A 26,674-nucleotide genomic window follows, 5' to 3' on the forward strand; every position below is an offset into this window, starting at 1 on the left:
ATTTTAGATATTTTATGTTTTAGCAATACGCTTTCTGGAGCTATTCCAAAGGTGAATCCATATTCGTAATCTATTTAAAACTCTAAGAAATGCTGAACAAAAGCATTAAATTTTTAATTGAAAACAAACTCGTTGCCTTATTATTTCTCATACTTTTTACAGGTTGGGGAATTATAAATGCACCCTTTAATTGGGATACGGGTTTCCTACCAAATAATCCAGTAGCGGTAGATGCCATCCCAGATATTGGAGAAAACCAACAAATTGTCTCCACTGCTTGGGAAGGTAGATCCCCGCAAGATGTGGAAGATCAAATAACGTATCCTCTTACCTCAGCAATAATGGGAATTCCAGGTGTAAAAACCATTCGGAGTTCGTCTATGTTTGGTCTCTCCAATATTTATATCATTTTTGAGGAAAATGTTGAATTTTATTGGAGCCGAAGCAGAATTTTAGAAAAACTAAACTCCCTACCAAATGGATTGCTTCCCCCTGGGGTGAGTCCGGCTTTAGGACCAGATGCAACGGGACTTGGTCAAGTATTTTGGTACACCCTCGAAGGCAGGGATGAAAATGGTAATGTTACTGGCGGATGGGATCTCAACGAGCTTAGAAGCATTCAGGATTACTATGTAAAATACGGGCTGGCCGGAGCAAGTGGTGTTTCAGAAGTAGCGTCTATTGGAGGCTTTGTTCAGGAATATCAAATAGATGTAGATCCCGAGTTGCTAAGGCAATATAATATCAACCTTTCCGAGGTGGTAAATGCCGTAAGGAAAAGCAACAAAGAAATTGGAGCACAAACCTTAGAAATCAATAAGGTGGAATACCTTGTTCGAGGTATAGGTTACGTAAAATCTGTTAGCGATCTCGAAAATGCTGTGGTAACATCCAAAGAATACACCTCAATTAGAGTAAAAGATGTAGCTAAGGTTTTCTTAGGGCCAGAAGCACGCCGGGGAATTCTTGATAAAGAAGGTGCAGAGGTAGTGGGAGGTGTGGTAGTCTCGCGATACGGTGCGAACCCTATGGAAGTAATTTCCAACGTAAAACAAAAAATTAATGAATTAAGTGTAGGATTACCTTCCAAAAAGTTAAAAGATGGACGTGTCTCTAAACTTACCATTGTTCCATTTTACGATCGTAGTAATCTTATTCAAGAAACCCTGCACACCCTCGATGAGGCGCTAACGCTGGAGATTTTGGTTACCATTTTAGTTATTGTGGTCATGGTTTTTAATCTTCGGGCATCTATTTTAATAAGTGGCTTACTCCCCATTGCAGTACTCATGGTTTTTATTTCCATGAAACTTTTTAACGTAGATGCCAATATTGTAGCCTTATCTGGTATTGCTATCGCCATAGGAACCATGGTAGATGTAGGAGTTATTTTGTCTGAAAATATTATCCGCCATCTGGAAGCATCAAAAGAAAACGAAACTATCAATAACATTGTCTATAAGGCCACTGCCGAAGTTTCTGGTGCCATTGTAACAGCTGTTCTTACAACCATTATCAGTTTTATCCCTGTTTTCACGATGATAGGCGCAGAAGGAAAACTTTTTAGACCGCTTGCTTTTACCAAAACCATGGCGCTTACCGCCTCTATATTGGTAGCTCTATTCTTAATCCCTCCTTTTGCGGCTTTTTTGTTCAGAAAAAGAACATGGAAAGGAAATTGGAAACTCATAACTAATGCAATTCTTATCATTTTTGGTGCTTTTACTGTAATTAGCGGTTATTTAATAGGACTTTCTTTAATCGCTTACGGAACTATTTCACTGCTTCGGATAAAAAATAAAATTGATAGTGAAAAAGCGGGTTGGTACCAGATTTTAATCACAACACTCACTATTGTGGCCTTGTTGGCCTCCTATTGGCGTCCACTAGGGTTTGATAGAAATTGGATACTTAACTTACTATTTGTAGCAATAATTTGTTTCGGTTTGCTTGGAGTTTTTAAGATTTTCAGCACCTATTACACCCGTATACTCACTTGGGCGATGGAACACAAATTAGTCTTTCTCTCCATTCCCAGCGTTTTGGTTGTTCTTGGAGCCATAATTATGCTGAATACCGGAAAAGAATTTATGCCTTCCCTTAACGAGGGAACCTTTTTACTAATGCCCACTTCCCTGCCCCATGCCGGAATTGAAGAAAATAAAAGGGTTTTGCAGCAGTTGGATATGGCGGTGGCCAATATTCCAGAAATTGAAACCGTAGTAGGGAAAGCCGGAAGAACGAATTCTGCAATAGATCCTGCTCCTCTTTCTATGTATGAAAACATTATACAGTACAAGCCGGAATATATGCTGAATGCAAATGGGAACCAGCAACGATACAAAGTTAATGACCAAGGCCTTTTCGAACAAAAAGACGGCCGGTTAATACCCGATGGAACCAATTCTGAAGCTAAAATATACATTACAAACAAAAACCTAATTGAAGATAAGAACGGTGCTTATTTTAGAAATTGGCGAAGTCATATTCAATCCCCAGACGATATTTGGGACGAAATTGTAGCGGCAACCAAACTACCGGGGGTTACTTCTGCACCTAAACTCCAACCTATTGAAACACGTTTGGTTATGCTTCAAACAGGTATGCGTGCTCCCATGGGAATTAAAGTAAAAGGCGCAGATTTAAAAATCATTGAAGACTTCGGTATTAAACTGGAAGGAATCCTTAAATCGACCAAAGGAGTTAAAAAAGAAGCCGTATTTGCAGATCGAATTATAGGGAAACCTTATTTGTTAATAGATATTGATAGGGAAAAAATAGCCCGATATGGAATTTCAATAGATAAGGTACAGGAAATCCTTGAGGTGGCCATTGGTGGCAAAGTGCTCAGCAAAACCGTGGAAGGCCGGGAAAGGTACAACATTCGGGTGCGCTACCCTAGGGAATTGAGAAGCCACCCAGCAGATTTAGAAAAAATATATGTCCCAGTAGAAAATGGAAATTCAGTACCGCTAAAAGAACTTGCCGAAATACGTTATGAAAAAGGGCCACAAGTTATTAAAAGCGAAGACACTTTTTTGGTGGGATATGTATTATTTGATAAACAAGATGGTTACGCAGAAGTGGACGTGATAGAAAATGCCCAAAAAACAATAGAAAATTCTATTGCTTCTGGCGAGCTTAACATTCCCAATGGGATTAGTTACGAATTTACGGGAACTTATGAAAATCAGCTGCGTGCTGAAAAAACGCTTTCTTTGGTAGTGCCGTTGGTGCTTATAATCATTTTTCTAATTCTTTATTTTCAATTTAGATCGGTTTCCACCTCGCTTATGGTATTCTGTGGTATAGCAGTGGCTTTTGCTGGTGGTTTTATTCTTATTTGGTTATACGGTCAACCTTGGTTTTTAAACTTTAATTTCTTTGGGGAAAACCTTCGGGATTTATTTCAAATGCATACCATTAATTTGAGTGTTGCCGTATGGGTAGGTTTTATAGCGCTTTTTGGTATCGCAACCGATGACGGGGTCGTAATGGCAACCTATTTAAAGCAAACCTTTAGCAGGCGTCAACCAGAAAACATACAAGAAATACGAAAGGCTGTTGTTGCTGCAGGGGAAAAACGCATACGCCCTTGTTTAATGACCACCGCCACCACCCTTTTGGCATTACTCCCTGTATTGACTTCTACCGGAAGGGGAAGTGATATTATGATCCCCATGGCCATCCCAAGTTTTGGCGGGATGCTCATTGCGCTTATTACGCTGTTTATAGTTCCAGTGCTATACGGTTGGAGAAAAGAGAGGGAGTTAAATTCCATAAAATCAAGCGAAAAATAATTTTGTTTATGATAACATGGTTCTAATACTATTAAAATGAAAAACACATTACATAAAATCTTCACCCTTGCATTCTTTGGTATGGCCTTTACAACAAATGCCCAAGATTTAAATAACTATATTGAAGAAGCGCTGGAGAACAATCCCGAAATTCAGTCGTATCGATTGCAGTATGAAATTGCCGAAGAAAAACTAAACGAAGCTAGCACCTTAGGCAATACAGAGTTTGGAGCTGGCTATTTTGTAAGTGAACCTGAAACCCGAACGGGACCACAGCGTTTTAAACTCTCTGTTAAGCAAATGTTACCTTGGTTTGGAACCATTACTGCAAGGGAAAATTATGCGAGTTCTTTAGCAGAAAGTTCTTATACCGAAATTGCGATAGCGAAACGAAAATTGGCACTTTCCATCGCACAGTCGTATTACAAATTATTTGCCTTGCAGGCCAATCAAAAAGTGCTTCAGGAACAAATTGATCTCATACAAAACTATCAACAGTTGGCATTAACTGGCGTTGAAGTGGGAAAAACTTCTGCAGTAAAGGTTTTTCAGCTTCAAATAAGGGAAAATGAGCTGGAAAAAGAGCAAAAGGTGTTTCAGCAAGAATATATGGCAGAACAATCGGTATTTAATTCCCTATTGAATAAAAATAACAAGACTATCGTAGTAACTGAAAATTTGGAAATCCCTGAAATATCAGATGAAATTAAGAGAGACAGTTTAACACTACATCCCGAACTCTTAAAATACGATGCGCTTTACAATTCCATTGCACGTGCAGAAATGCTAAATCAAAAAGTTGGGAGCCCGAATTTAGGCATTGGAGTCGACTATATAAATGTATCGGAACGTACCGATATGGATGTAGTAGACAATGGAAAAGATATTTTTATGCCGATGGTTACCCTCTCCATTCCCATTTTTAATAAAACGATTCAATCCAAAACAGTTCAAAATCAATTACAACAAGAAGAAATAGAAGCAAAAAAAATTGCTAAATTAAATGAATTAAACTCTTATTTAGACCAAGCGGTCTCCAATAGAACGAATGCGAGAATTGATTTTGAAACCCAGTTAAAAAACTTGGAACAGACTAAAAACGCTGAAGAAATATTGATTAGGAATTACGAAACGGAAAGGATGAATTTTGATGACCTTTTAGACATTCTAGATCTTCAGTTGCAAATACAATTAAAAAAGATCGCGGCCATTAAAAAATATTATACAGCAAGTGCAATTCTTAATTATATAACAAACATTTAAAATTCAATACCATGAAAACAAATAAGATTATCTCAGGAGTTTTAGCAGTTACTTTAATATTTACAATGGGAGTTTCCTGTAAAAATTCCAATAGTGATTCAAAGGATTCCAATGGATCCATTTTATTTAAAAACGATTTAACGGAAAAGACATTTGATCATTATAATGAACTCAAAACAGCGTTGACGCAAGGGAATGCTTCCGAAGCTAAAAAAGCAGGAAAAGCACTTTCTGAAACGATTAGTAATAATTATTTAGAGGTTTCAGAATTAAGCAAGGAAATAGCAACTAGCGAAAATATTGAGACGCAACGTATGGCTTTTTCTAAACTTACCGAGGCGATACAACCTATTTTTGAATCTAATATTTCTGAAGGTGAGATCTACAAACAATATTGCCCAATGGCCTTTAACAATACAGGGGCTTCTTGGTTTTCCACTTCCAAGAAAATTGAAAATCCGTATTTGGAGGATATGGCAAAATGCGGTTCGATAAAAGAGGTGATAAAATAACACACATAGTGGCCTGCTTTTCATTTTAAAACATGAAAGAGATGAAAACTGAAAAAATATTATATAAATGAATACTTTTCTAAAACAGTGGGGAGAAGCTGCCTATACTACCATCGGATTTTTCTGGATGGCGCTTTGGGCATTTATCTTAGGTTACATCATCAGTAGTATGATTCAGATTTTCATCACCGAAAAACGAATGCAGGAAACAATGGGTAAAGACGAATCCAAAAGTGTGCTTTTGGGTACATTTTTCGGTTTTATAAGCAGTTCATGTAGTTTTGCGGCACTGGCATCCACTAAATCCCTTTTTAAGAAAGGAGCTAGTTTTGTCTCCTCCATTGCCTTTTTATTGGCTTCTACTAATTTGGTAATCGAGCTGGGAATTATTATTTCCATATTTCTAGGATGGCAATTTGTAGTTGGGGAATATGTTGGAGGACTTTTATTGATTCTCATCTGCTGGATTCTCATTAGAATTATAAATCCAATAAAACTTATTGAAAAAGCTAAGAAAAATCTTGAAAGTAATGATGGCAACGATGAAAAGGATGCTTCTCAAGATTGGAAAAAACAGATTCAAAAAGAAGAAAGCTGGGCTAGGGTTTCCAAAAAATATAAAATGGAATGGCAAATGGTATGGAAAGACGTAACCGTTGGCTTTACCATCGCGGGAATTGTTGCGGCATTTGTGCCAGATTCATTTTTCCAAACACTCTTTATAAACAGTGGCAATGGAAATACAGATTTTACTTTTCTGGAAATACTTGAACACGTAATCGTTGGACCCATAGCCGCATTTTTAACATTTATTGGTTCTATGGGAAATATTCCGTTGGCAGCATTACTATTTGGAAAAGGTGTAAGTTTTGCGGGTGTAATGGCATTTATATTCAGTGATTTAGTTGTTTTCCCAGTATTGAGAATCAATGCAAAATATTATGGTTGGAAGATGTCTTTGTTTATACTGTTCTTACTTTTTACGGCATTGATTGGAACTTCACTGGCGCTGCATTATGCTTTCGACTTATTGCATACTTTGCCAGATCCCTCTCAAGTTAAAATACAGGATACCAAGTACTTTAAAGTTGATTATACATTCTTTCTGAATATAGCCTTTTTGGGTATTTCGGGATATCTTATCTATTTGGGATTTTATAAGAAAAAAGATGTGAAACATTCCATGAGTGAAATGGCTCCCAAAAGCCAATTACTTGAAACTATTTTGAAATTTGCGGCCTTTATTTGCTATGCATGGCTTACCGGTGGATTGATGGTTAAATATTTTATGAACTAAGTATGAAACACACATATTACATACAAGGAATGACCTGTAATGGGTGCAAAAACCACGTAGAACAAACTCTTTCTAAGGTAGACGGAGTGAAAGTGGTTAGTGTTAATTTAGAAGCAGGCACCGCAGAAATCGAAATGGAAAATCATCTTTCTATCGAAAAATTTCAAGAAGCTCTAAAAAAAGATGGGGGACGCTATGGCATTCATAAAAACAAGGAAAAAAAATCTTGCTGTGATACGGCTAACAGCGAAAAAAGCGATCCCAGTAAAAAAGGAACAGGTGTGTTTTATTGCCCTATGAATTGCGAAGGAGAAAAAACTTACGATCAACCAGGGGATTGCCCAGTTTGCGGAATGGATTTGGTAGAAGAGCAACAGATCAATTCAGCAAATGATACTGTTTTTACTTGCCCTATGCACCCCGAAATTGAAAAAGAACAACCCGGGGATTGCCCCATTTGCGGAATGGAACTGGTACCAAAAGCTCTTAATCTATCATCGGAAGAGAAAAACTACAAAAAGTTAAAACGTAAATTTTGGATCGCACTAGCCTTTACCTTACCTATTTTTATTATTGCCATGTCTGATATGATTCCCAACAATCCTCTCTACAAAATTATGGCGCTAAGGCATTGGAACTATATACAGTTTGCCCTTTCCATACCTGTAGTGTTCTGGGCGACTTGGATGTTTTTTGAACGTGCTTACAAATCCCTTAAAACTTGGAACCTCAATATGTTTACCTTAATTGGGATTGGAGCGGGAATTGCATGGCTTTTTAGCGTGTTCGCTATTATTTTCCCAGATTTTTTTCCAGCACAATTTAAAACTGAAAGTGGTACTGTTCATATATATTTTGAGTCTGCCACGGTAATATTGACTTTAGTGCTATTCGGGCAATTATTGGAAGCCCGAGCGCATAGTAAAACCAATTCTGCGGTCAAAGAACTTCTAAAACTCGCTCCCAATAAAGCGATTCGCATAAAAAACGGAAACGAAGAAGAAATTTCTATCGATGATATCCAAGTGGAAGATATCCTGAAGGTAAAACCAGGTGATAAAATTCCAGTTGACGGTACGATAACCGAAGGCGGAACTTCTATTGATGAATCTATGATTACGGGAGAACCTATCCCAGTTTCTAAAACCCAGGGAGATACGGTGAGAAGTGGCACCATAAACGGGAACCAGTCTTTTTTAATGAGAGCTGAAAAAGTAGGCGACCAAACCTTGCTTTCCCAGATCATTCAAATGGTGAATAATGCCAGCCGTAGCAAAGCCCCGATCCAAAAATTAGCCGATAAAATTTCCGCTTATTTCGTTCCTATTATTGTAATTATATCGGGTATTACATTTGCGGTTTGGGCTATTTGGGGGCCTGCTCCCTCTTATGTTTACGCGCTTATAAATGCCATTGCAGTGCTTATTATAGCCTGCCCATGTGCCCTCGGTCTTGCCACGCCTATGTCTGTTATGGTAGGTGTTGGTAAAGGAGCCCAATCGGGGATTTTAATAAAAAATGCAGAAGCTTTGGAAACCATGGCTAAGGTAAATACGCTTATTATCGACAAAACTGGAACCATAACCGAAGGGAAACCAACGGTGGAAAGATTGGTGATTACAGATGATAAAATTTCTGAAAAAGAAGCCTTAAAATATATAGTTTCTGTCAATAGCAATAGCGAACACCCATTGGCATCAGCAACAGTTAATTATGGAAAAGAAAAGGATATAACCCCAACTGAAACATCAAATTTTAATGCGATAAACGGAAAAGGTGTTGAAGCGACTGTAGATGATAAAGAAATAAAACTTGGAAACGAAAAGTTAATGGCTTCCGTTAAGGCAACAATCTCAGAAAAAGTAAAAAATCAAGCAAAAGGATTTCAGGACCAAGGTAAAACAGTTTCTTATCTCGCTGTAGAAAATATTGTAATTGGATTTATTGTAATTAGCGACAAAATAAAAGAAACGAGCAAAGAGGCGATTCGGGAACTTCAAGAAAATGGTATTGAAGTTATCATGCTTACTGGAGATAACAAAAACACTGCCAAAGCAGTTGCTACCGAACTTAATTTAACCGATTATGCTGCGGAAATGCTTCCGGAGGACAAGCTAAAACATGTGGAGAAACTGCAAAATGAAAATAAGGTAGTAGCGGTTGCAGGAGATGGAATTAACGATGCCCCTGCCCTAGCTAAGAGCGATGTGGGTATAGCTATGGGAACCGGTACCGATGTAGCCATAGAAAGTGCAGCCATTACATTGGTTAAAGGAGATTTACACGGAATTGTAAAAGCGCGGATTCTCAGTGAAAAAGTGATGAAAAACATTCAGCAAAACCTATTTTTTGCATTGGTCTATAATACTATTGGTATTCCTATAGCCGCGGGTGTATTATTTCCACTATTTGGTTTATTGTTGTCGCCGATGATTGCGGCTTTAGCTATGAGTTTTAGCTCGGTATCGGTAATAGCAAATGCCTTGCGCTTAAGAAATGCCAAAATTGAATAAGGAATTCGTAAATACATTAATTAATCTTAGTAATTGCTAATTCCAGTATATAAAACTATATAAAATGAGAAAGAATGTAATTTATCTTATCATAGCAGCAGTAGTTGGTCTCTTTGTTGGGTACCTCCTTTTTGGTACAAACCCAAATGAGCAGCCAACAGGGCACAGCCATGAAACATCGGAAGGAATGTGGACATGCTCCATGCATCCACAAATTATGAAAACAGAACCCGGCGATTGTCCCATTTGCGGCATGGATCTTATCCCCGCCAGCAATACAAAGGACTCTCTAGATGTCAATCAATTTAAAATGACTGAAAATGCGATGGCCCTTGCCAACATTCAAACCAGTGTTATAGGAAATTCCAGCATTGAAAATGAAGTAATATCACTTTCAGGAAAAATAGAACCAAACGAAGATCAAACTTATACCCAATCGGCTCATTTTAATGGTAGAATAGAAAAATTATATGTAAAAACCCTTGGCGAAAAAGTGCATAAAGGACAATCTCTTGCCGTGGTTTATTCTCCGGAATTGGTAAGTGCCCAGCAAGAGCTTATTACAGCTTCTAAAATAAAAGAATCTCAACCAAGATTGTTTGAGGCCGTGAAAAACAAATTCAAGAATTGGATGATTCCAGAAAAGGAGATAAACGAAATTGTAAATACAGGAACAGTGAAAACCAGACTTACCATCTACTCCCATATTTCTGGGGTGGTTACCAGTTTAAATATGTCTGAAGGTGGACATATTATGGATGGAATGGCTATTTTTCAAACAGCTAATTTAAATTCGGTATGGGCGGTTTTTGATGCCTATGAAAAACAGGTTTCAGTATTAAATGAAGGTCAAAATATAACCATTCGTTCCAATGCGTACCCCAACGATTCCATACAAACAACCATCAGTTATATCGATCCTATTTTAGATGCACAAACCAGAACGGTTAACGTAAGGGCGGTTTTGCAAAACAAAGGAAACGAATTAAAACCTGGTATGTTTGTAGAAGGCTCAGTAACTTTAAATAATAGGCGGAAAACAGCGGAAGTATCCCTTACCATTCCCAAATCGGCAGTATTATGGACAGGCAAACGCTCTGTAGTCTATGTAAAAACAGGACAAAGTCCGCCAACTTTTCAAATGAGAGAGATTGTCTTAGGAAATCATTCTGGGGAATTTTATACCGTTTTAAACGGACTCCAACCAGGTGAGGAAGTAGTTACTCAAGGAACTTTCACTGTCGATGCTGCTGCCCAACTGCAGGGTAAGAACTCCATGATGAATAGATAGATGCCTTTTGGCATTAAAACTTGTTTCAAAACATAAAAAATGACGCTTTCCCAATTGATTTATTGATCGGAAAAGCGTCGGTTTATTTTAATTTTGGTTAAAAACCAAAGATCTATCGAAAAATTACATTTTTCTACGTTTTCTTTCCGCAGATAATAGTGTTAGTTCCCTCGTTGTTTGTCCGGCTACAGAGGTGTTTTCCTCTGCCCTGCGTATTAAATATGGCATTACATCCCGAACAGGTCCAAAAGGTAAATATTTGGCCACGTGGTAATCCTTATGTGCTAAATTGTAACTAATATGATCGCTCATTCCGTACAATTGTCCGAACCAAATACGATGATCGTCCTTAGAAATCCCTTTTTCTTCCATAAGCGACAATACCAATAGCGTACTATCTTCATTATGGGTTCCTAAAAATAATTCCATAACATCAAGGTGTTCCATCATATAACGAACCCCAGTATTAAAGTTATCATCTGTTTCTTTTTTGGAAGCACAAATAGGAGTTGGATACCCCATTTCTTCCGCACGGTCGTTTTCCTTTTCCATATAGGCTCCACGAACCAATTTCATCCCAATGATAAAACCTTTTTCTTTAGCTCTTGCATGCAGTTCTTTTAGGTACTCCATACGGTCCCAGCGATACATTTGCAGGGTGTTAAATACAACAGCCTTTTCCGTGTTGTAACGCACCATCATCTCTTCTACAATTTCATCGGCTGCCTTTTGCATCCAACTTTCTTCGGCGTCAATAAGTAAAGAAACTCCCAGCTCATAGGCCTTTTCACAAACGGTATTAAACCTGTTTTTTACCCGATCCCATTCTTTTGTTTCGTCTGGATTGAGTTTTTTTCCTTCTCCAACCTTTACATACAAATCGAAGCGCCCCATAGCTGTTGGTTTAAAAACAGCAAATGGAATGGCTTCTTTTTCATTCACAAAATCTATGAGTTTCAAAGTCCGCGCCACCACAGCGTCAAATTGTTCTTCTGTTTCTTTTCCTTCCACAGAATAATCGAGTACAGAACATACTCCAGCAGTGTAAAGTGCGTCTACTGTTTTCATACAATCCAGTTCGCTCACACCGCCACAAAAATGATCGAAAACCGTTGCCCTAATTATTCCTTCTACCGGTAAATGCGCTTTAATGGCAAAGTTGGTAATAGCGGTTCCCATCTTTACCAATGGTTGGTGGGCTATCATCTTAAATAAAAAGTATGCTCTATCAAGTTCAGCGTCGCTTTTTAATTTAAAAGCGATCTCTGTATTATCAAAAAAATTTTTCATTCAATAAACTCCAATAATTTTTGCAAATATACTGTTCGAAAGTATACATTTTTTAATGAAAATCCCTTTATTTTGTCTTAAAGTAAAAATTAGAAATTAACAGCATGCTCAACTCCATTTCCAGCCACGGTTGCCAAGTCCATTTTAACGAAAAATCGTACCAAGAATTAAACTCCCATCTTGAACAAAAGAATTATTCCAAGGTTTTTATTTTGGTAGATGCAAATACGCATGCCCATTGTTTACCTGTATTTTTGGGAAAACTTGAAAAGGCGTACGATATTGAAATCATTGAAATTGAACCCGGAGAGGAGCACAAACAAATTGAAACATGCAGTCAAGTTTGGAGTGTTATTTCTGAGCTTGGTGGCGACCGAAAATCCGTGCTTATAAATTTAGGTGGTGGGGTCGTTACCGATTTGGGAGGATTTGTAGGGGCTACCTACATGCGGGGAATCGACTTTCTAAACATTCCCACTTCCCTACTCGCTATGGTAGACGCCTCTGTAGGAGGTAAAACTGGCGTAGATCTGGGAGCATTAAAAAACCAAGTGGGTGTTATCATCAATCCGCTTATGGTTTTAATAGATACTGAATATTTACAAACACTTCCACCTAATGAATTAAGAAGTGGATTGGCTGAAATGCTTAAACACGGACTCATTTACGATGAAAAATATTGGAAACAGCTTCAAAGTCTAGATAAACTTACACCTGAAGATTTAGACAAACTCATACATCGATCGGTTTTAATTAAAAATGAAGTGGTGACGGAAGACCCCCGTGAAAATGGTTTACGAAAAATATTAAACTACGGGCATACCCTCGGTCACGCTATAGAGTCTTATTTTTTGCAATCGCCAGAAAAAACAAAATTATTGCACGGCGAGGCCATCGCTATAGGTATGATTATGGAAACTTATCTCTCTAGCGAACTCCTTGACTTTCCAAAAGAAAAACTGGAAGATATAAAAGCCACTTTCCTTAATTATTTTGATGCAGTAGACATAAGTAGGGAAGACATGGAAACGATCATCGGTTTGATGAAATTTGATAAGAAAAATGCCCACGGAAACGTAAATTTTGTGCTGCTGGAAGACATTGCACGACCAAAACTCGACGTTACGGTAAGCAAGGAACTACTTTTCAAGTCTTTAGAATACTACAAAAAATAATTTTTTTCCTTGTGTATTTAAAAAAAATGGTGACTTTTGTTACTGTATTTTAAAGAATTTAATGAGGTGTTTTTTAAACTCCGCGTATGCAAATATCAGGAAGTCGTATTTGCGTGTATCTCGAAGAACGAGATCTCGGTTCTTAAATTTAGCTTCCGAAGAAATTATTAAAAAATCTGCTACACAATCGGTAGCTTACCTCCCTGCCTATTTACGTATTTGAATAGAAAATGCTATTTATAACATAAATTTAAATTAAAATAAATATCATTTTTATATAATTACAAAAAAGTAACTATGAAGACGAAGTACTTCGATCTTATAGATCAAACCTACTATTTCCCTCAAGAGGAATTCACTTTAGATGAAGATCAATTAAAATTCCATAACATCGACCTTATGGAATTGGTAGAAAAATATGGAGCTCCACTAAAGTTCACCTATTTGCCTAAGATTTCAGATAATATAAAAAAAGCCCAATATTGGTTTAAAAATGCCATCGAGAAACACGATTACGCCGGTGATTACCATTACTGCTATTGTACCAAAAGTTCGCATTTTAGCCATATTTTAAATGAAGCTCTAAATAACGATATCCATATTGAAACCTCTTCTGCTTTCGATATCGATATTGTTAAAAGTTTAATCGACAAGGGAAAAGTCACCAAAGACAATTATGTAATTTGTAACGGATTTAAAAGGGATAAATACATTGAGAACATTGCAGAACTCATTAATGGTTCGCACAAAAAATGTATTCCAATTATCGATAATTACGAAGAATTAAACCTTTTAGACGAAGCTATTAACGAGCCTTTCAACGTGGGTATTCGCATTGCTTCGGAAGAAGAACCCAAGTTTGAATTTTATACCAGTAGATTGGGCATTGGTTATAGAAATATAGTTCCGTTTTATAACAAAGAAATTAAAGACAATGAAAAAGTGAACCTTAAAATGCTTCATTTTTTCATTAATACCGGTATTAGGGATACGGCTTATTATTGGAACGAGCTTTTAAAGTGTTTAAAAGTTTACATTCAGTTGCGCAAAATTTGTCCAACTGTAGATTCTTTAAATATTGGCGGTGGTTTTCCTATAAAAAATTCATTGGCATTTGAATATGACTATGAATATATGATCAACGAAATCATTTTTCAGATTAAAACTGCCTGTGAGGAAGCAGACGTTCCCGTACCTCATATTTTTACAGAGTTCGGAAGTTTTACAGTTGGGGAAAGTGGTGGTGCCATTTACGAGGTTTTATATCAAAAACAACAAAATGACCGTGAAAAGTGGAATATGATCAATTCATCTTTTATCACTACCCTGCCCGATAGTTGGGCGATAAGCAAACGTTTTATAATGTTGGCGATTAACCGTTGGAACGATGAGTACGAAAGGGTCCTGTTGGGAGGGCTCACTTGCGATAGTGATGATTATTACAACTCCGAGCAGAACATGAACGCTATTTATTTACCCAAATATAGCAGGTCTAAACCGCTTTACATTGGCTTTTTTAACACTGGTGCATACCAAGAAACCATAGGTGGTTTTGGTGGCTTGCAGCACTGTTTAATTCCTTCTCCAAAACACGTTTTAATAGATAAGGACGATGAAGGAAATATAACCACAAAACTTTTTTCTGAACAACAAACTGCAAACGACTTTTTAAAAATTTTAGGTTACAATGAGTAAGAAAAATTATGCCGGAATCCCGGAAAAATATGCCCGTCTAGACGACGCACAAGTAGTACTTATTCCCGTTCCATACGACGGAACCAGCACTTGGCAAAAAGGAGCCGATAAAGGACCACAGGCCTTTTTGGATGCCTCTGAAAACATGGAGCTTTTTGATATTGAAACCAGAAGCGAACCCTACAAAAAGGGAGTTTATTTGGCACCACCGGTAACGGAGAACAGTTCTCCGGAAAAAATGGTCGATACGGTTCATAAAATCACCAAAAACTATATTAAACAAGATAAGTTTGTTACGCTTTTTGGCGGCGAACATTCTATTTCCATAGGGTCCATTCGTGCTTTTGCTGAAAGCTTTGAAGACCTTACCGTATTGCAAATTGATGCCCATGCCGATCTAAGGGAAGAATACGAAGGAAGCAAATGCAATCATGCTTGCGCAGTTTATGAAGCAAGCCAGAAAACAAAACTTATTCAAGTTGGAATACGCAGTATGGATATTTCTGAATTGGATAATATGATAGAAGATCAAACCTATTTTGCGGAAGACATTAACCAAAGCGACGATTGGGTAGACGATTCTATCCATCAAATGACCGAAAATGTTTTTATAACCATCGATTTGGATGCTTTCGATCCTTCTATCCTACCTTCCACTGGTACTCCAGAACCGGGTGGTTTATTATGGTATGAAACCTTGGAATATTTAAAAAAGGTCTTTAAAAAGAAAAATGTAGTTGGCTTTGATATTGTAGAGCTTTGCCCGAATGAAAAGGAAAAATCTTCTGATTTTCTGGCCGCAAAGTTGTATTATAAAATGTTAGCTTATAAATTTAAATACGCAAACTCAAAAAATCAAGACGACGATGACGAAGAGTAAAGGAGCTATCTCCAACTTTATAGAAAAATACTATTTACATTTTAACGCTGCCGCTTTGGTAGATGCCGCCAAAGGCTACGAAGCACAGTTGGAAAACGGTGCCAAAATGATGGTTACCCTAGCTGGAGCCATGAGTACGGGTGAATTAGGCAAAATTTTCGCGGAAATGATCCGTCAAGATAAAGTACAAATTATCTCCTGTACCGGAGCGAATTTGGAAGAAGATATTATGAATTTGGTAGCACACTCGCATTACAAACGTGTTCCAAATTACAGAGATCTTACCCCAAAAGAAGAATGGGACTTATTGGAAAAAGGGCTTAATAGGGTAACCGACACTTGTATCCCAGAAGAGGAGGCATTTAGAAGGTTACAAAAGCATATTTTTAAACTGTGGAAAGATGCAGAAGCTAAAGGCGAACGTTATTTTCCGCATGAATTTATGTATAAAATGTTGCTTTCGGGAGTTTTGGAAGAGTATTACGAAATCGACCTTAAAGATTCTTGGATGTACGCTGCTGCCGAAAAGAATTTACCAATTGTAGTTCCAGGATGGGAAGACAGTACTATGGGGAACATTTTTGCTTCCTATGTAATGAAGGGGGAATTAAAGGCCTCTACGGTAAAAAGCGGGATTGAGTACATGGGGTATTTAGCAAATTGGTATACTAAAAATTCGGAAAACGGAGTTGGTTTCTTCCAAATAGGAGGAGGAATTGCTGGAGATTTCCCGATTTGTGTGGTACCCATGTTATACCAAGATATGGAAATGGAAGACACTCCTTTTTGGAGCTATTTCTGTCAGATTTCTGATTCCACTACGAGTTACGGTTCGTATTCTGGAGCGGTTCCAAATGAAAAAATTACATGGGGTAAATTGGATATCGAAACTCCCAAATTCATCATTGAATCTGATGCCACCATTGTGGCTCCATTAATTTTTGCATATTTATTGGATATGTAATTGCAGAAAAAAAATATTCATATATATTTAATCTATCAAACTGAATCCCTCAGATGAAAGTCTGATAAGCAAAGTTAAAACTGACAATAATTATCAACTATATGAGACGTGTAATAGTAGATTACAAAAAATTAACGAACGAAATTCTTACGATGCTCGTAGAGAAATATCCTGATGGCTATGGCGATGACGACATCATAAAGTTTAAAAATGCCAATAGTGAAACGGTTGAAGCTGTAGAAGTGAGAACCGAAGACACTATTTACTTGGTAAAAGTGAGCACGCGTTTGGCCAATACCATGGAAAACTTTGACGAAGAAGACGACGATTTCGATAATAATGAAGATATAAACTCTGAAAATCTTGAGATTCCAGAAGACGAAGACCAAGAAGATGACGATTAGGCAAACTAATTGAGAACTATCTACCCTAGAATTGCAAATACGAAGCAATTTGGGATGGAAATATTTTTCAAAACATTTTCCATTTCCTTTAGGACTGAATAGTTTGAAGTAAAGCCACTATTTATCGAACTAATTTCATAAAAAATAGCTGTTCAAGATGTACATCTCGAACAGCTATTTTTATAAATTATCTACTATTTTTTAACTCTTAGGCATGTTGATGTTCATGCTTTCCTTCTTTAATCTCTTCGATCAACTTACTATTAAAAGCTGGTAAATCGTTAGGATTTCTACTGGTTACCAAAGCTTCATCTACCACAACTTCCTTATCAACCCAATTAACACCTGCATTTTCCAAATCTTTTCTAATCGAAGGATATGAAGTCATAGTTCTACCTTCAACTACATTGGCATTAATCAAACTCCAAGGTCCGTGGCAAATAGCCGCTACCGGTTTACCTTGTTTAAAGAAATCACGAATGAACTGTAGCGCTTTTTCGTTGGTTCTAAGATTATCGGGATTCATTACACCACCTGGCAGTACCAAGGCATTATAATTTTTTGCCAACCCCTCCTCTACTGTTAGGGTAACATTAAAAGATTCTCCCCAGTTTCCATCTTTCCAAGATTTAATAGATCCCGGTTTTAAACTTACTATATCTGCTTGCCATCCTTCATTCTCAATGGCTTCTTTGGGAGAAGTTAATTCTGATTCTTCAAATCCGTTTGTTGCTAAAATTGCTATCTTTTTCATAATATTCTATTTTTAATAGTTCTTACTTAAGATAGTCATTAAACAATGGAATCTTTGTTAGCGAACTTATAAAACCTCCTTATTATTATGTTAATCCTTTAATAAAGGCAGGTATTTATCCTTCAGAATGGTTTCATGGTGTTTTTGATGTCCACAAATTAAAAATCCGGCCGCTTTAACTGTCATTTTATTGCCCTCTATAACTCCTGAATTTTCAAAAACATTGGTTTGAAAAGAAGAAAACAAAGAAATAGAACTCCCCCGTACCGATTTAAACTCTTCAATTAAACTTGCTTTTGAACGAATTGCTGCCGCTGAATTGGATACGTAAACGTCTTGATCGAACCCTTTCAAAACACAGCCGTTATTTCTAGCAAAAGTAAACGCCCGGTATTGAAACACCCTTTCTGTATCTATAATATGCAATAGCAATTCTTTTATGGTCCATTTTCCTTCCGCATAGGAAAAGTCGAAATTTGCATCGTTCAATTGTTCCAAAATTGCTACAAATGCATTGCTTCGTTCTACCATTTCAGGTACCATCTCGACATTCCCGAGGGTTTTGATATATGTATGGTAGTAGTTATTATATTCGTTGGGCTTTAATTCAGAAATATTCATCGTTTGTAAAGTTTTAAATGCATACGAATTTAACAACGCTAATTTATTTATCGTGTTTGTATTGTTATTTTTTTTCATAATATTGCAAGCAACGTGATTAACCTATGCATAAATAAAAGGTTCAACTTTAACCAATCCATAAAAAAAAATAGAATTTAACCCTAGACCCGTTAATGTTGAAACCAAAGTCTATATATTTTATACTGCTCGCTTTTTTTGGTGTTCAAGTGTTGCAATCCCAAAGCAGCCAGAAAATAGATGCTACCTTGTTGGCTGAAGAACATATGATCCAGATTCAACAAGAAATAGTTTATCATAATACCTCAAAAGACACTCTTGATGTTTTTTATTTATACGATTGGAATCATGCTTACTCCAACAAAAGTACGGCTCTAGCTACCCGTTTTGCAGAAGAATTTAATAAAAGCCTGCATTTGGCTAAAGAAGAAGATCGTGGAGAAACCACTATTTATTCCCTTAACGACAAAAATTTCAATACTGTAGAATGGGAGCGTATTCAGGGTGGAGACATCATTAAAGTCAATCCCAAAACCTCCGTCTTTCCCGGGGAAAATTATACTTTAAAATTATCGTATAAAGTTAAACTGCCTAATGCTCAATTTACCGATTATGGCTTTACGGAAGAAAACGATTTCAGTTTAAAATATTGGTACATAACCCCCGCTATTTACCATAACGGATGGGAATTATACAGCAATAAAAACCTAAACGATCTAAACTCCCTAAACACATCGATGGAGGTAAGTTTTACTTATCCAAAAGAATATTATTTTGTCACCGATTTTGATGTGGTAGAAAGCACGGTTGATAAAGACCAGAAAACAACAGTGATTTTTGGTGAAAACCGGGGGGATTTAAGACTCTCCCTAAAAAAAGTAAACGACTTTACCGTTTATAAAAACGACAAACTGGAACTCATCACCAATATTGAGAGCAAATCCTTAAACGGTGTCACTAAATCGCTTTCCGTAGAAAGGGTTGTTCAGTTTATCGATAGTGCTTTAGGGGATTACCCCCATAAAAAGCTTTTAATTACAGAACAGGATTATAAGCACAATCCTCTTTACGGACTCAACCAATTACCTTCTTTTTTACGACCTTTCCCAGAAGAGTTTCAATATGAATTAAAGGTGCTTAAAACGGCCCTACACACCTATTTAAACAATACGATTTATTTAGATAACCGAAAAGAAAATTGGGTAAAGGATGGTATAGAAACCTATCTTTTAATGAAGTATGTGGACAACTTCTACAAGGACATGAAATTGTTGGGTAAACTATCGAATATCTGGGGGGTACGTTCTTTCCATCTCGCACAAATGAATTTTAACGACCAGTATCCTTATTTGTATATGTTAATGGCCCGCACTTATTCAGATCAGCCCTTAACCACTCCTAGGGATTCCCTGATCAAGTTTAACGAACGTATAGCCAATAAATATAAATCTGGCGTTGGATTGGCATATTTAGATAGCTACCTTGGCCAAGATTATATTGATAAAAAGATTAAGGATTTTTATGCTGAAAACATTTCCCAGACCACGCATCGGGAAGATTTTGAGAGCTTATTAAAAGAAGATGCCCCCAAAAATATTGATTGGTTTTTTAATACCTATGTGGATACCAACAAAAAAATTGACTTCAAAATAAAAAAATTCAATAAAACTGAAGATTCCATAGAGGTCACTATCAAAAACAAAAGAAATACCAACGTTCCCATTACCATATACGGTATTGACAGGAACGACTCTATTTTATTTAAGAATTGGTATACCGATATCACCAAAACTGAGACCGTAACAGTCCCTCGAAAAGATGTAAAACGGCTGGTTTTAAACTATGATAGGGTGATTCCGGAATTCAATGAAAGGGACAATTGGAAATCGGTAAACGGCTTTTTATCGACCAATCGAAAATTGAGGTTTCAATTTTTTAAGGATACAGAAGACCCCTATTACAATCAAATATTTTACGTACCGGTATTTCGTTTTAATATTTACGATGGTATAACTCCAGGATTGAGGTTATACAACAAAACGTTTTTAGCTAAACCTTTTGTTTACGATCTTCAACCCTCCTATGCTTTTGGAGAAAATGCATTGGTAGGTTCTGGATCTTTACGTTTCAGAAAATACGTAAACCACGATAATATGTATCTAATCGATGCTTTTATTGCTGGTTCTTCTTATCATTACGCAGATGGACTAAGATACAGTACCATAACCCCTTCCCTAACCTTTCGGTTTAGAAACGACGATTTAAGATCTAACGAAAGAGAGCTTCTAAACATTCGTTTTGTAAATGTTATTCGGGACTTTTCACCCACCATCGATACCGATCCAGATTACAGCGTACTCGATATTCGCTATGCTTATGGTAACAACGGAATTATAAATTACAAATCTTGGTTTACCGATGTACAAATAGCTAGCGATTTTGCCAAGGTATCTTTTAATTGGGAATATAGAAAGCTATTCCAAAGCAATAGACAGTTTAACTTGCGCTTTTTTGCAGGAAAATTTATCTACAACCAAACCAATTCTGATTATTTTAGTTATGCGCTAGATAGACCCACGGATTATCTTTTTGATTACGATTACCTAGGTAGATCTGAAGATTCTGGTATTTTTAGTCAACAACTTATCATTGCTGAAGGTGGCTTTAAATCGAAATTGAACAATCCCTTTGCCAACGACTGGATGATTACCTCCAATGCCAGTTTTAACATTTGGCGATGGATAGAACTGTATGGCGATGTAGGTATGATTCGGAATAAAAATGAAGATGCCCGCTTTGTCTACGACTCTGGAATTAGGCTAAACTTAGTAACCGATTATTTCGAATTGTACTTCCCTATTTACTCTAACAACGGTTGGGAAATTGCACAACCGCAGTACGACGAAAAGATAAGGTTTATCATCACCCTTAGTCCGAGAACCTTAACCGGCCTCTTCACCAGAAAATGGTTTTAAAATAATATTTCTTCCTAAGCTCATTGTTTGCCCCAAAAATAACGTTGAAAAATCGAAATTTCCATCTTTTTTGAAATCTACTTTCTTTTATTTCTTTCCTTAAAAACATTAATAAAAAAGCAATCAAAGCATTAAAAACCGAAGTTTCTTTAAAGTAAATTCAATTTTAACATTTTATATTGAAATATTATCATTTTGTAAGGCTTTTTTTTAATTGCAAAAACCATTCTTTTTAGCTATTTTTGCTAGCGTCTCATAAAAAATTCTATGCAAACAAAACCAGAAACAAAACAAGATATTTCCTTTGAAGATTTCAAGAATCAAATACTTAATGATTATAAAATTGCTGTAACCAGTAGAGAATGTAGTTTATTAGGACGGAGGGAAGTTTTAACTGGAAAAGCAAAATTTGGAATTTTTGGGGATGGTAAAGAAGTTCCTCAACTGGCCATGGCCAAAGCATTCCAAAATGGCGATTTTAGAAGTGGTTATTACCGTGACCAAACTTTTATGATGGCTATCGGGGAATTGAGCATTAAAAACTTCTTTGCCGGACTTTACGCCCATACCGATATTGAAAAGGAGCCTATGAGCGCCGGGAGGCAAATGGGAGGACATTTCTTAACACAAAGCAATAACCCAGATGGTTCTTGGGTAGATCTTACCAAACAAAAGAACAGCAGTTCTGACATCTCCCCTACTGGAGGTCAAATGGCTCGTTTACTAGGTTTGGCACAAGCTTCCAAAATTTATAGGGAGGTTGACGAAACCAAAAAAGAAGGATTTTCGGTTAAAGGAAATGAAGTTGCTTGGGGTACTATTGGAAATGCCAGCACCAGCGAAGGAATTTTCTTTGAGACCTTGAATGCAGCTGGTGTTATGCAAGTTCCCATGGTAATTAGCATTTGGGATGACGAGTATGGTATTTCTGTTCATGCCAAACACCAAACTACCAAAGAAAACATATCTGAAATTCTTAAAGGATTTCAGCGTACCGAAACCGAAAACGGATTCGAAATAATTGTCGTAAACGGTTGGGATTATCCAGCTCTTATTGAAGCTTTTACAAAAGCGGGGAAAATAGCTCGCGACGAGCATGTTCCCGTTTTATTGCACGTTGTAGAGCTTACACAACCGCAGGGACACTCTACTTCTGGTTCTCATGAACGTTACAAAACTGAAGACCGACTTAAATGGGAAAAAGAATTCGATTGTAATTTAAAATTCAGGGAGTGGATCATTCAAAATGATTTTGCAACGGATGAAGAGCTTAATCAACTTGAAAAGAAAATTAAGAAAGAAGTACGCGACGGTAAAAAAGAGGCATGGAGCGAATTTCTGGCACCTATAAAAACAGAGAAGAAAAAGGTAGTTGCACTGCTGAACGAATTAGCAAATTCCAGCGCCAATAAAAGCTTTATCAACCGTCTTAAAAATGATTTAATTTCTGTTGATGAGCCTGTTAAGAGAAATGTTATTTCCACTGCTAGAAAAGCATTGCGCTATGTAACCAAAGAAAATAGCCAAGCGAAAGAAGACCTTATTGCATGGATTGATTCTTTTTATACCCGTACCGAACCGGAATACAGTTCTCATCTTTACAGCGAAACTAAAAGCAACGCTACCAATATTGCCGAAGTTCTACCAGAATTTAAAGAAGACACCGAAATGGTGGACGGGAGAATTGTTCTGCGTGATAATTTTGATAAACTTTTTGCAAAATATCCTAATTCCCTCATTTTTGGTGAGGATAGCGGTAATATTGGGGATGTTAATCAAGGATTGGAAGGACTTCAAAAAAAATATGGAGAGTTACGTGTAGCCGATGTAGGTATTCGTGAAGCATCCATCATCGGTCAAGGAATTGGAATGGCATTGCGAGGATTACGCCCTATTGCAGAAATACAGTACTTAGACTACATTTTATACGCCCTTTATGTATTAAGCGATGATTTGGCTTCCCTGCTATATAGAACGGTTGGAAAGCAAAAAGCACCGCTGATTGTAAGAACACGTGGTCACCGTTTGGAAGGGATTTGGCATGCGGGCTCCCAAATGGGAGGTCTTATACATCTCCTCAGGGGAATGTATATTCTAACACCAAGAAACATGACCAAAGCAGCTGGTTTCTACAATACACTAATGGAAAGTGATGAGCCTGCCCTTGTTATAGAAAGTTTAAACGGTTACCGATTAAAAGAAAAACTACCCGCAAACTTGGGTGAGATAAAAACTCCTATAGGGGTTGTGGAAACTGTAAAAGAGGGTACCGATATTACCTTGGTTTCTTATGGTTCTACTCTTCGAATTGTAGAGCAGGTAGCAAAAGAACTCTTGGAAGTTAATATCGATGTGGAAATTATCGATGCACAAACCTTGTTGCCTTTTGATATTAATCACGATACAGTGAAGAGCCTGAAAAAAACAAATCGCTTGTTGGTTATAGACGAAGATGTTCCAGGAGGCTGCTCAGCGTATCTTTTGCAGGAAATCGTAGAAAATCAAAACGGTTATATCTATCTAGACAGTGCTCCACAAACATTAACTGCAAAAGCGCATAGGCCAGCCTACGCCAGTGATGGAGATTATTTTTCCAAACCAAATGCTGAAGATATTTTTGAAAAGGTATATGCCATTATGCACGAAGCCAATCCTAACGAATATCCTAAATTAAAGTAAGGATTTCTAAATATTCTATTTTTATTTATTGTGGTTGATTGATTTCGTTTATCAGCTGCCTATATCCTTGAGAAAGATTGGTTCCGGTTAAATCTAGTTTATTCGTTATCCATTGAATTAGGCATTACAATACTGTTTGCTGAAATTTGTTTAACTGAAAAGTATGATAAAAAATTTTGGCGCATTTTTAAATGAAGTAATTAGTAGCGCTGAATGAAGAATTTTTAGTTCAATGAAATTCCTTCATTAACTAAACCAAATTTTTGTTTATAATATTTTGCTCTAGAACCATCCCGAATACCTGTTGCTTTTCAGTTTTAATACCAACTATTTACTGATAGTTTCAATACTCCACATTCCCAAGATAAGGCACATCTCTATTTATGTTTACAAAGCAGTTTAGCATAGTTTGCTCTATGCTTCCAATAATTCATATAAAAATCAAAAGAATGCCGCAATTAATTTCCAATTCCATTCTTTTTTCATCTTAAATTTGTTCTAAAAGCGATAACTTGCATATAACTTAATTTTTTCAGCAAGAACAGTAAAACTTAAAGAATATATGGCCAAAATAATAGTCTCTTTTGCGAGAATTATTGTCGGATTTCTATTTGTTATAAGCGGACTCATAAAACTTAATGATCCGGTAGGATTTTCATTTAAACTTGAAGAATATTTTAGTCCGAGTGTTTTAAATTTAGAATTTCTATCCCCGCATGCACTTGGTATAGCTATTTTCGTAGTGATCTTTGAGACTGTTCTAGGAGTCATGCTTTTACTCGGCTACAAACGTAAATTCACTGTTTGGAGCCTCTTATTAATGATTATCTTTTTTACTTTTTTGACGTTCTATTCGGCTTATTTTAACAAGGTAACCGATTGTGGATGCTTTGGGGATGCCATAAAACTAACTCCGTGGGAATCTTTTTTTAAAGACGTGATCCTTCTCCTACTTATTTTGATCCTGTTTTTCAAAAGAAAATATATTTCTAAATTTAGTTTTGCCGGCATCGGTACTTTTGTAGCTCTTATTCTTTGCATTGGGTATGTTTATTATGTTTACAATCATTTACCTGTAGTAGACTTTCGGCCTTATAAAATTGGTGCCAACATCCCTGCAGGTATGGAAATCCCGGAAGATGCACCACAGGCCGTTTACGAATATCAATGGAAATTCAACATAGATGGAAATGAAAAAGTAATTACCACCACAGGAGATTATCCTAAAGTGGACGGTGAATTTATCGGGGTGGAAACTGAATTACTGCAGAAAGGATATGAACCTCCTATTCATGATTTTACCATGGAACTCGATGGAACCGATTATACTGAAGAAATTATGAATCGTGATCGGGTTTTGGTGATCGTTTCAAGAAATATTGAAGAAGCCAATGAGGAAGGACTGGAAAAAATGGAATCTATACTTAAAGAAGCTAAAGAAAATGATATTTCCGTAATCGGACTTTCTGCTTCCAGTAGCGAGCAATTGGCACCATATAAACAAAAATATAATTTAGATATCGATTTTTATTTTTGCGATCTTACTACGGTTAAAACCATTGTTCGTTCTAACCCTGCATTGTTGGAACTGCAAAATGGCACTATTACACAGAAACTTCATTTTAATGATGTAGAAGAATTGAAGTTTAATAAATAACTTTTTAATCCTTAATTGTAAGAAGATGTTAAGTTCTTCCTTTAGGATAAAGGATTTTGATATTTTTGTAAGGAAGTTATATCAACATACAACCAAATAATTAAAACAACAGAATGAGAAAGAAAATTGTTGCCGGAAATTGGAAAATGAATAAAGACCTTGCCGAGACGCAAGCACTAATTAGCGATTTAAAAAAGAGCTTACCGGCTACAGATGCCGAAGTTAAAATAGCACCCACTTTTACAAGCCTTTATGCTGCTTTTCAAGCTTTAAAAGATAGTCCTATAGAAGTAGTAGCTCAAAATATGCATCAAGAGGCAAATGGGGCCTATACTGGGGAAATTTCTGCTAGCATGATTAAAAGTGTGGGCGTTAATTCTGTAATTTTAGGACACTCCGAGCGCAGGGCTTATTTTGGGGAAGACGATGCTTTACTTGCCAAAAAAGTAGATACCGCTATTGAAAATGAAATGGAAGTAATATTTTGCTTTGGAGAAGAGCTGGACGACCGTAAATCCGGTAACCATTTTAAGTTGGTTGAAAGTCAGCTAAAAAATGCCCTTTTTCATTTAAAGGCAGATGCTTGGAAAAATATTATCTTGGCTTACGAGCCGGTATGGGCTATTGGTACCGGAGAAACTGCAAGCCCAGAGCAAGCACAAGAAATGCATGAGTTTATAAGAAAAACCATCGCAGAAAACTATAATCAAGACCTTGCGGACAGTATTTCTATACTTTACGGAGGTAGTGTAAAACCGGCCAACGCAGAAGAAATTTTTTCTAAACCCGATGTAGATGGTGGACTTATTGGAGGAGCTTCTTTAAAAGCGGAAGATTTTATTGGTATTGTAAAAGCAATCTAAAATATCGAACCTATTTAAAAAAG

At 36.8% G+C, this 26,674-nt stretch carries 18 protein-coding genes; 15 read left to right on the forward strand and 3 right to left on the reverse strand.

Annotated features, from left to right (window positions below; translation table 11 throughout):
- Positions 1 to 89 precede the first annotated feature (89 nt).
- From HX109_RS14970 to HX109_RS14995, 6 genes are all read left to right on the forward strand, one after another.
- Positions 90 to 3,800, forward strand: coding sequence for an efflux RND transporter permease subunit (locus tag HX109_RS14970; protein WP_178953478.1), 3,711 nt, complete (start codon positions 90 to 92; stop codon positions 3,798 to 3,800).
- 36 nt (positions 3,801 to 3,836) lie between these two features.
- The gene (locus HX109_RS14975) at positions 3,837 to 5,063 is read left to right on the forward strand and encodes a TolC family protein (RefSeq protein ID WP_178953480.1); all 1,227 of its coding nucleotides are present in this window, start codon (positions 3,837 to 3,839) and stop codon (positions 5,061 to 5,063) included.
- 11 nt (positions 5,064 to 5,074) lie between these two features.
- Positions 5,075 to 5,575, forward strand: a complete 501-nt coding sequence (locus HX109_RS14980) for a DUF3347 domain-containing protein (protein WP_178953481.1) — start codon at positions 5,075 to 5,077, stop codon at positions 5,573 to 5,575.
- A 67-nt stretch (positions 5,576 to 5,642) separates the two neighbouring features.
- Positions 5,643 to 6,872 carry a permease gene (locus tag HX109_RS14985; protein ID WP_178953483.1) on the forward strand — a complete coding sequence of 410 codons (1,230 nt, stop codon included), beginning with the start codon at positions 5,643 to 5,645 and terminating at the stop codon, positions 6,870 to 6,872.
- A gap of 2 nt (positions 6,873 to 6,874) precedes the next feature.
- Positions 6,875 to 9,385, forward strand: a complete 2,511-nt coding sequence (locus tag HX109_RS14990; RefSeq protein WP_178953485.1) for a heavy metal translocating P-type ATPase — start codon at positions 6,875 to 6,877, stop codon at positions 9,383 to 9,385.
- A 64-nt stretch (positions 9,386 to 9,449) separates the two neighbouring features.
- Positions 9,450 to 10,676: an efflux RND transporter periplasmic adaptor subunit gene (locus HX109_RS14995; protein WP_178953487.1), complete on the forward strand. Its 1,227-nt coding sequence runs from the start codon at positions 9,450 to 9,452 to the stop codon at positions 10,674 to 10,676.
- Between the two features lie 123 nt (positions 10,677 to 10,799).
- Here HX109_RS14995 and HX109_RS15000 read toward each other — a convergent pair whose 3' ends face one another.
- Positions 10,800 to 11,966, reverse strand: a complete 1,167-nt coding sequence (locus HX109_RS15000) for a proline dehydrogenase family protein (protein ID WP_178953489.1) — start codon at positions 11,964 to 11,966, stop codon at positions 10,800 to 10,802.
- 104 nt (positions 11,967 to 12,070) lie between these two features.
- Between HX109_RS15000 and aroB the strand changes: the two genes are divergently transcribed.
- From aroB to HX109_RS15025, 5 genes are all read left to right on the forward strand, one after another.
- A complete protein-coding gene (gene aroB / locus HX109_RS15005; protein ID WP_178953491.1) occupies positions 12,071 to 13,141 on the forward strand; it encodes a 3-dehydroquinate synthase in 1,071 nt (356 codons plus the stop codon).
- Between the two features lie 297 nt (positions 13,142 to 13,438).
- On the forward strand, positions 13,439 to 14,836 hold the full coding sequence (locus tag HX109_RS15010) for an arginine decarboxylase (protein ID WP_178953492.1): 1,398 nt from the start codon (positions 13,439 to 13,441) through the stop codon (positions 14,834 to 14,836).
- Positions 14,829 to 15,716 (forward strand): agmatinase, encoded by an 888-nt coding sequence (gene speB / locus HX109_RS15015; protein WP_178953494.1) that lies wholly within the window; start codon positions 14,829 to 14,831, stop codon positions 15,714 to 15,716. The genes HX109_RS15010 and speB overlap by 8 nt, the downstream gene beginning before the upstream one ends.
- Positions 15,703 to 16,680, forward strand: a complete 978-nt coding sequence (locus tag HX109_RS15020) for a deoxyhypusine synthase family protein (protein ID WP_178953496.1) — start codon at positions 15,703 to 15,705, stop codon at positions 16,678 to 16,680. The genes speB and HX109_RS15020 overlap by 14 nt, the downstream gene beginning before the upstream one ends.
- Positions 16,681 to 16,781: 101 nt before the next feature.
- Positions 16,782 to 17,084 (forward strand): hypothetical protein, encoded by a 303-nt coding sequence (locus HX109_RS15025; protein ID WP_178953498.1) that lies wholly within the window; start codon positions 16,782 to 16,784, stop codon positions 17,082 to 17,084.
- 208 nt (positions 17,085 to 17,292) lie between these two features.
- On the opposite strand, the gene HX109_RS15030 is transcribed toward HX109_RS15025, so the two are convergent.
- Complete coding sequence (locus tag HX109_RS15030; protein WP_178953500.1) at positions 17,293 to 17,838, reverse strand: type 1 glutamine amidotransferase domain-containing protein; 546 nt, start codon at positions 17,836 to 17,838, stop codon at positions 17,293 to 17,295.
- A 90-nt stretch (positions 17,839 to 17,928) separates the two neighbouring features.
- Positions 17,929 to 18,459, reverse strand: a complete 531-nt coding sequence (locus HX109_RS15035) for a DinB family protein (protein ID WP_178953502.1) — start codon at positions 18,457 to 18,459, stop codon at positions 17,929 to 17,931.
- 173 nt (positions 18,460 to 18,632) lie between these two features.
- Between HX109_RS15035 and HX109_RS15040 the strand changes: the two genes are divergently transcribed.
- The 4 genes from HX109_RS15040 (at position 18,633) to tpiA (ending at position 26,651) form a co-directional block, all read left to right on the forward strand.
- On the forward strand, positions 18,633 to 21,452 hold the full coding sequence (locus tag HX109_RS15040; protein WP_255462712.1) for a metalloprotease: 2,820 nt from the start codon (positions 18,633 to 18,635) through the stop codon (positions 21,450 to 21,452).
- A 267-nt stretch (positions 21,453 to 21,719) separates the two neighbouring features.
- Positions 21,720 to 24,131 carry a thiamine pyrophosphate-dependent enzyme gene (locus HX109_RS15045; RefSeq protein WP_178953504.1) on the forward strand — a complete coding sequence of 804 codons (2,412 nt, stop codon included), beginning with the start codon at positions 21,720 to 21,722 and terminating at the stop codon, positions 24,129 to 24,131.
- 562 nt (positions 24,132 to 24,693) lie between these two features.
- On the forward strand, positions 24,694 to 25,788 hold the full coding sequence (locus tag HX109_RS15050; RefSeq protein ID WP_178953506.1) for a BT_3928 family protein: 1,095 nt from the start codon (positions 24,694 to 24,696) through the stop codon (positions 25,786 to 25,788).
- A gap of 113 nt (positions 25,789 to 25,901) precedes the next feature.
- Positions 25,902 to 26,651, forward strand: coding sequence for a triose-phosphate isomerase (tpiA, locus tag HX109_RS15055; RefSeq protein ID WP_178953509.1), 750 nt, complete (start codon positions 25,902 to 25,904; stop codon positions 26,649 to 26,651).
- Positions 26,652 to 26,674: the final 23 nt, after the last annotated feature.

The sequence above is a fragment of the Galbibacter sp. BG1 genome (assembly GCF_013391805.1).
In the GTDB taxonomy this organism is placed as follows: Bacteria; Bacteroidota; Bacteroidia; order Flavobacteriales; family Flavobacteriaceae; genus Galbibacter.

Excerpts from the sequence above, each read along its gene's own strand:
- HX109_RS14970 (WP_178953478.1), top strand. The coding sequence starts at position 90 with ATGCTGAACAAAAGCATTAAATTTTTAATTGAAAACAAACTCGTTGCC.
- HX109_RS14975 (WP_178953480.1), top strand. The coding sequence starts at position 3,837 with ATGAAAAACACATTACATAAAATCTTCACCCTTGCATTCTTTGGTATG.
- HX109_RS14980 (WP_178953481.1), top strand. The coding sequence starts at position 5,075 with ATGAAAACAAATAAGATTATCTCAGGAGTTTTAGCAGTTACTTTAATA.
- HX109_RS14985 (WP_178953483.1), top strand. The coding sequence starts at position 5,643 with ATGAATACTTTTCTAAAACAGTGGGGAGAAGCTGCCTATACTACCATC.
- HX109_RS14990 (WP_178953485.1), top strand. The coding sequence starts at position 6,875 with ATGAAACACACATATTACATACAAGGAATGACCTGTAATGGGTGCAAA.
- HX109_RS14995 (WP_178953487.1), top strand. The coding sequence starts at position 9,450 with ATGAGAAAGAATGTAATTTATCTTATCATAGCAGCAGTAGTTGGTCTC.
- HX109_RS15000 (WP_178953489.1), bottom strand. The coding sequence starts at position 11,966 with ATGAAAAATTTTTTTGATAATACAGAGATCGCTTTTAAATTAAAAAGC.
- aroB (WP_178953491.1), top strand. The coding sequence starts at position 12,071 with ATGCTCAACTCCATTTCCAGCCACGGTTGCCAAGTCCATTTTAACGAA.
- HX109_RS15010 (WP_178953492.1), top strand. The coding sequence starts at position 13,439 with ATGAAGACGAAGTACTTCGATCTTATAGATCAAACCTACTATTTCCCT.
- speB (WP_178953494.1), top strand. The coding sequence starts at position 14,829 with ATGAGTAAGAAAAATTATGCCGGAATCCCGGAAAAATATGCCCGTCTA.
- HX109_RS15020 (WP_178953496.1), top strand. The coding sequence starts at position 15,703 with ATGACGAAGAGTAAAGGAGCTATCTCCAACTTTATAGAAAAATACTAT.
- HX109_RS15025 (WP_178953498.1), top strand. The coding sequence starts at position 16,782 with ATGAGACGTGTAATAGTAGATTACAAAAAATTAACGAACGAAATTCTT.
- HX109_RS15030 (WP_178953500.1), bottom strand. The coding sequence starts at position 17,838 with ATGAAAAAGATAGCAATTTTAGCAACAAACGGATTTGAAGAATCAGAA.
- HX109_RS15035 (WP_178953502.1), bottom strand. The coding sequence starts at position 18,459 with ATGAATATTTCTGAATTAAAGCCCAACGAATATAATAACTACTACCAT.
- HX109_RS15040 (WP_255462712.1), top strand. The coding sequence starts at position 18,633 with ATGTTGAAACCAAAGTCTATATATTTTATACTGCTCGCTTTTTTTGGT.
- HX109_RS15045 (WP_178953504.1), top strand. The coding sequence starts at position 21,720 with ATGCAAACAAAACCAGAAACAAAACAAGATATTTCCTTTGAAGATTTC.
- HX109_RS15050 (WP_178953506.1), top strand. The coding sequence starts at position 24,694 with ATGGCCAAAATAATAGTCTCTTTTGCGAGAATTATTGTCGGATTTCTA.
- tpiA (WP_178953509.1), top strand. The coding sequence starts at position 25,902 with ATGAGAAAGAAAATTGTTGCCGGAAATTGGAAAATGAATAAAGACCTT.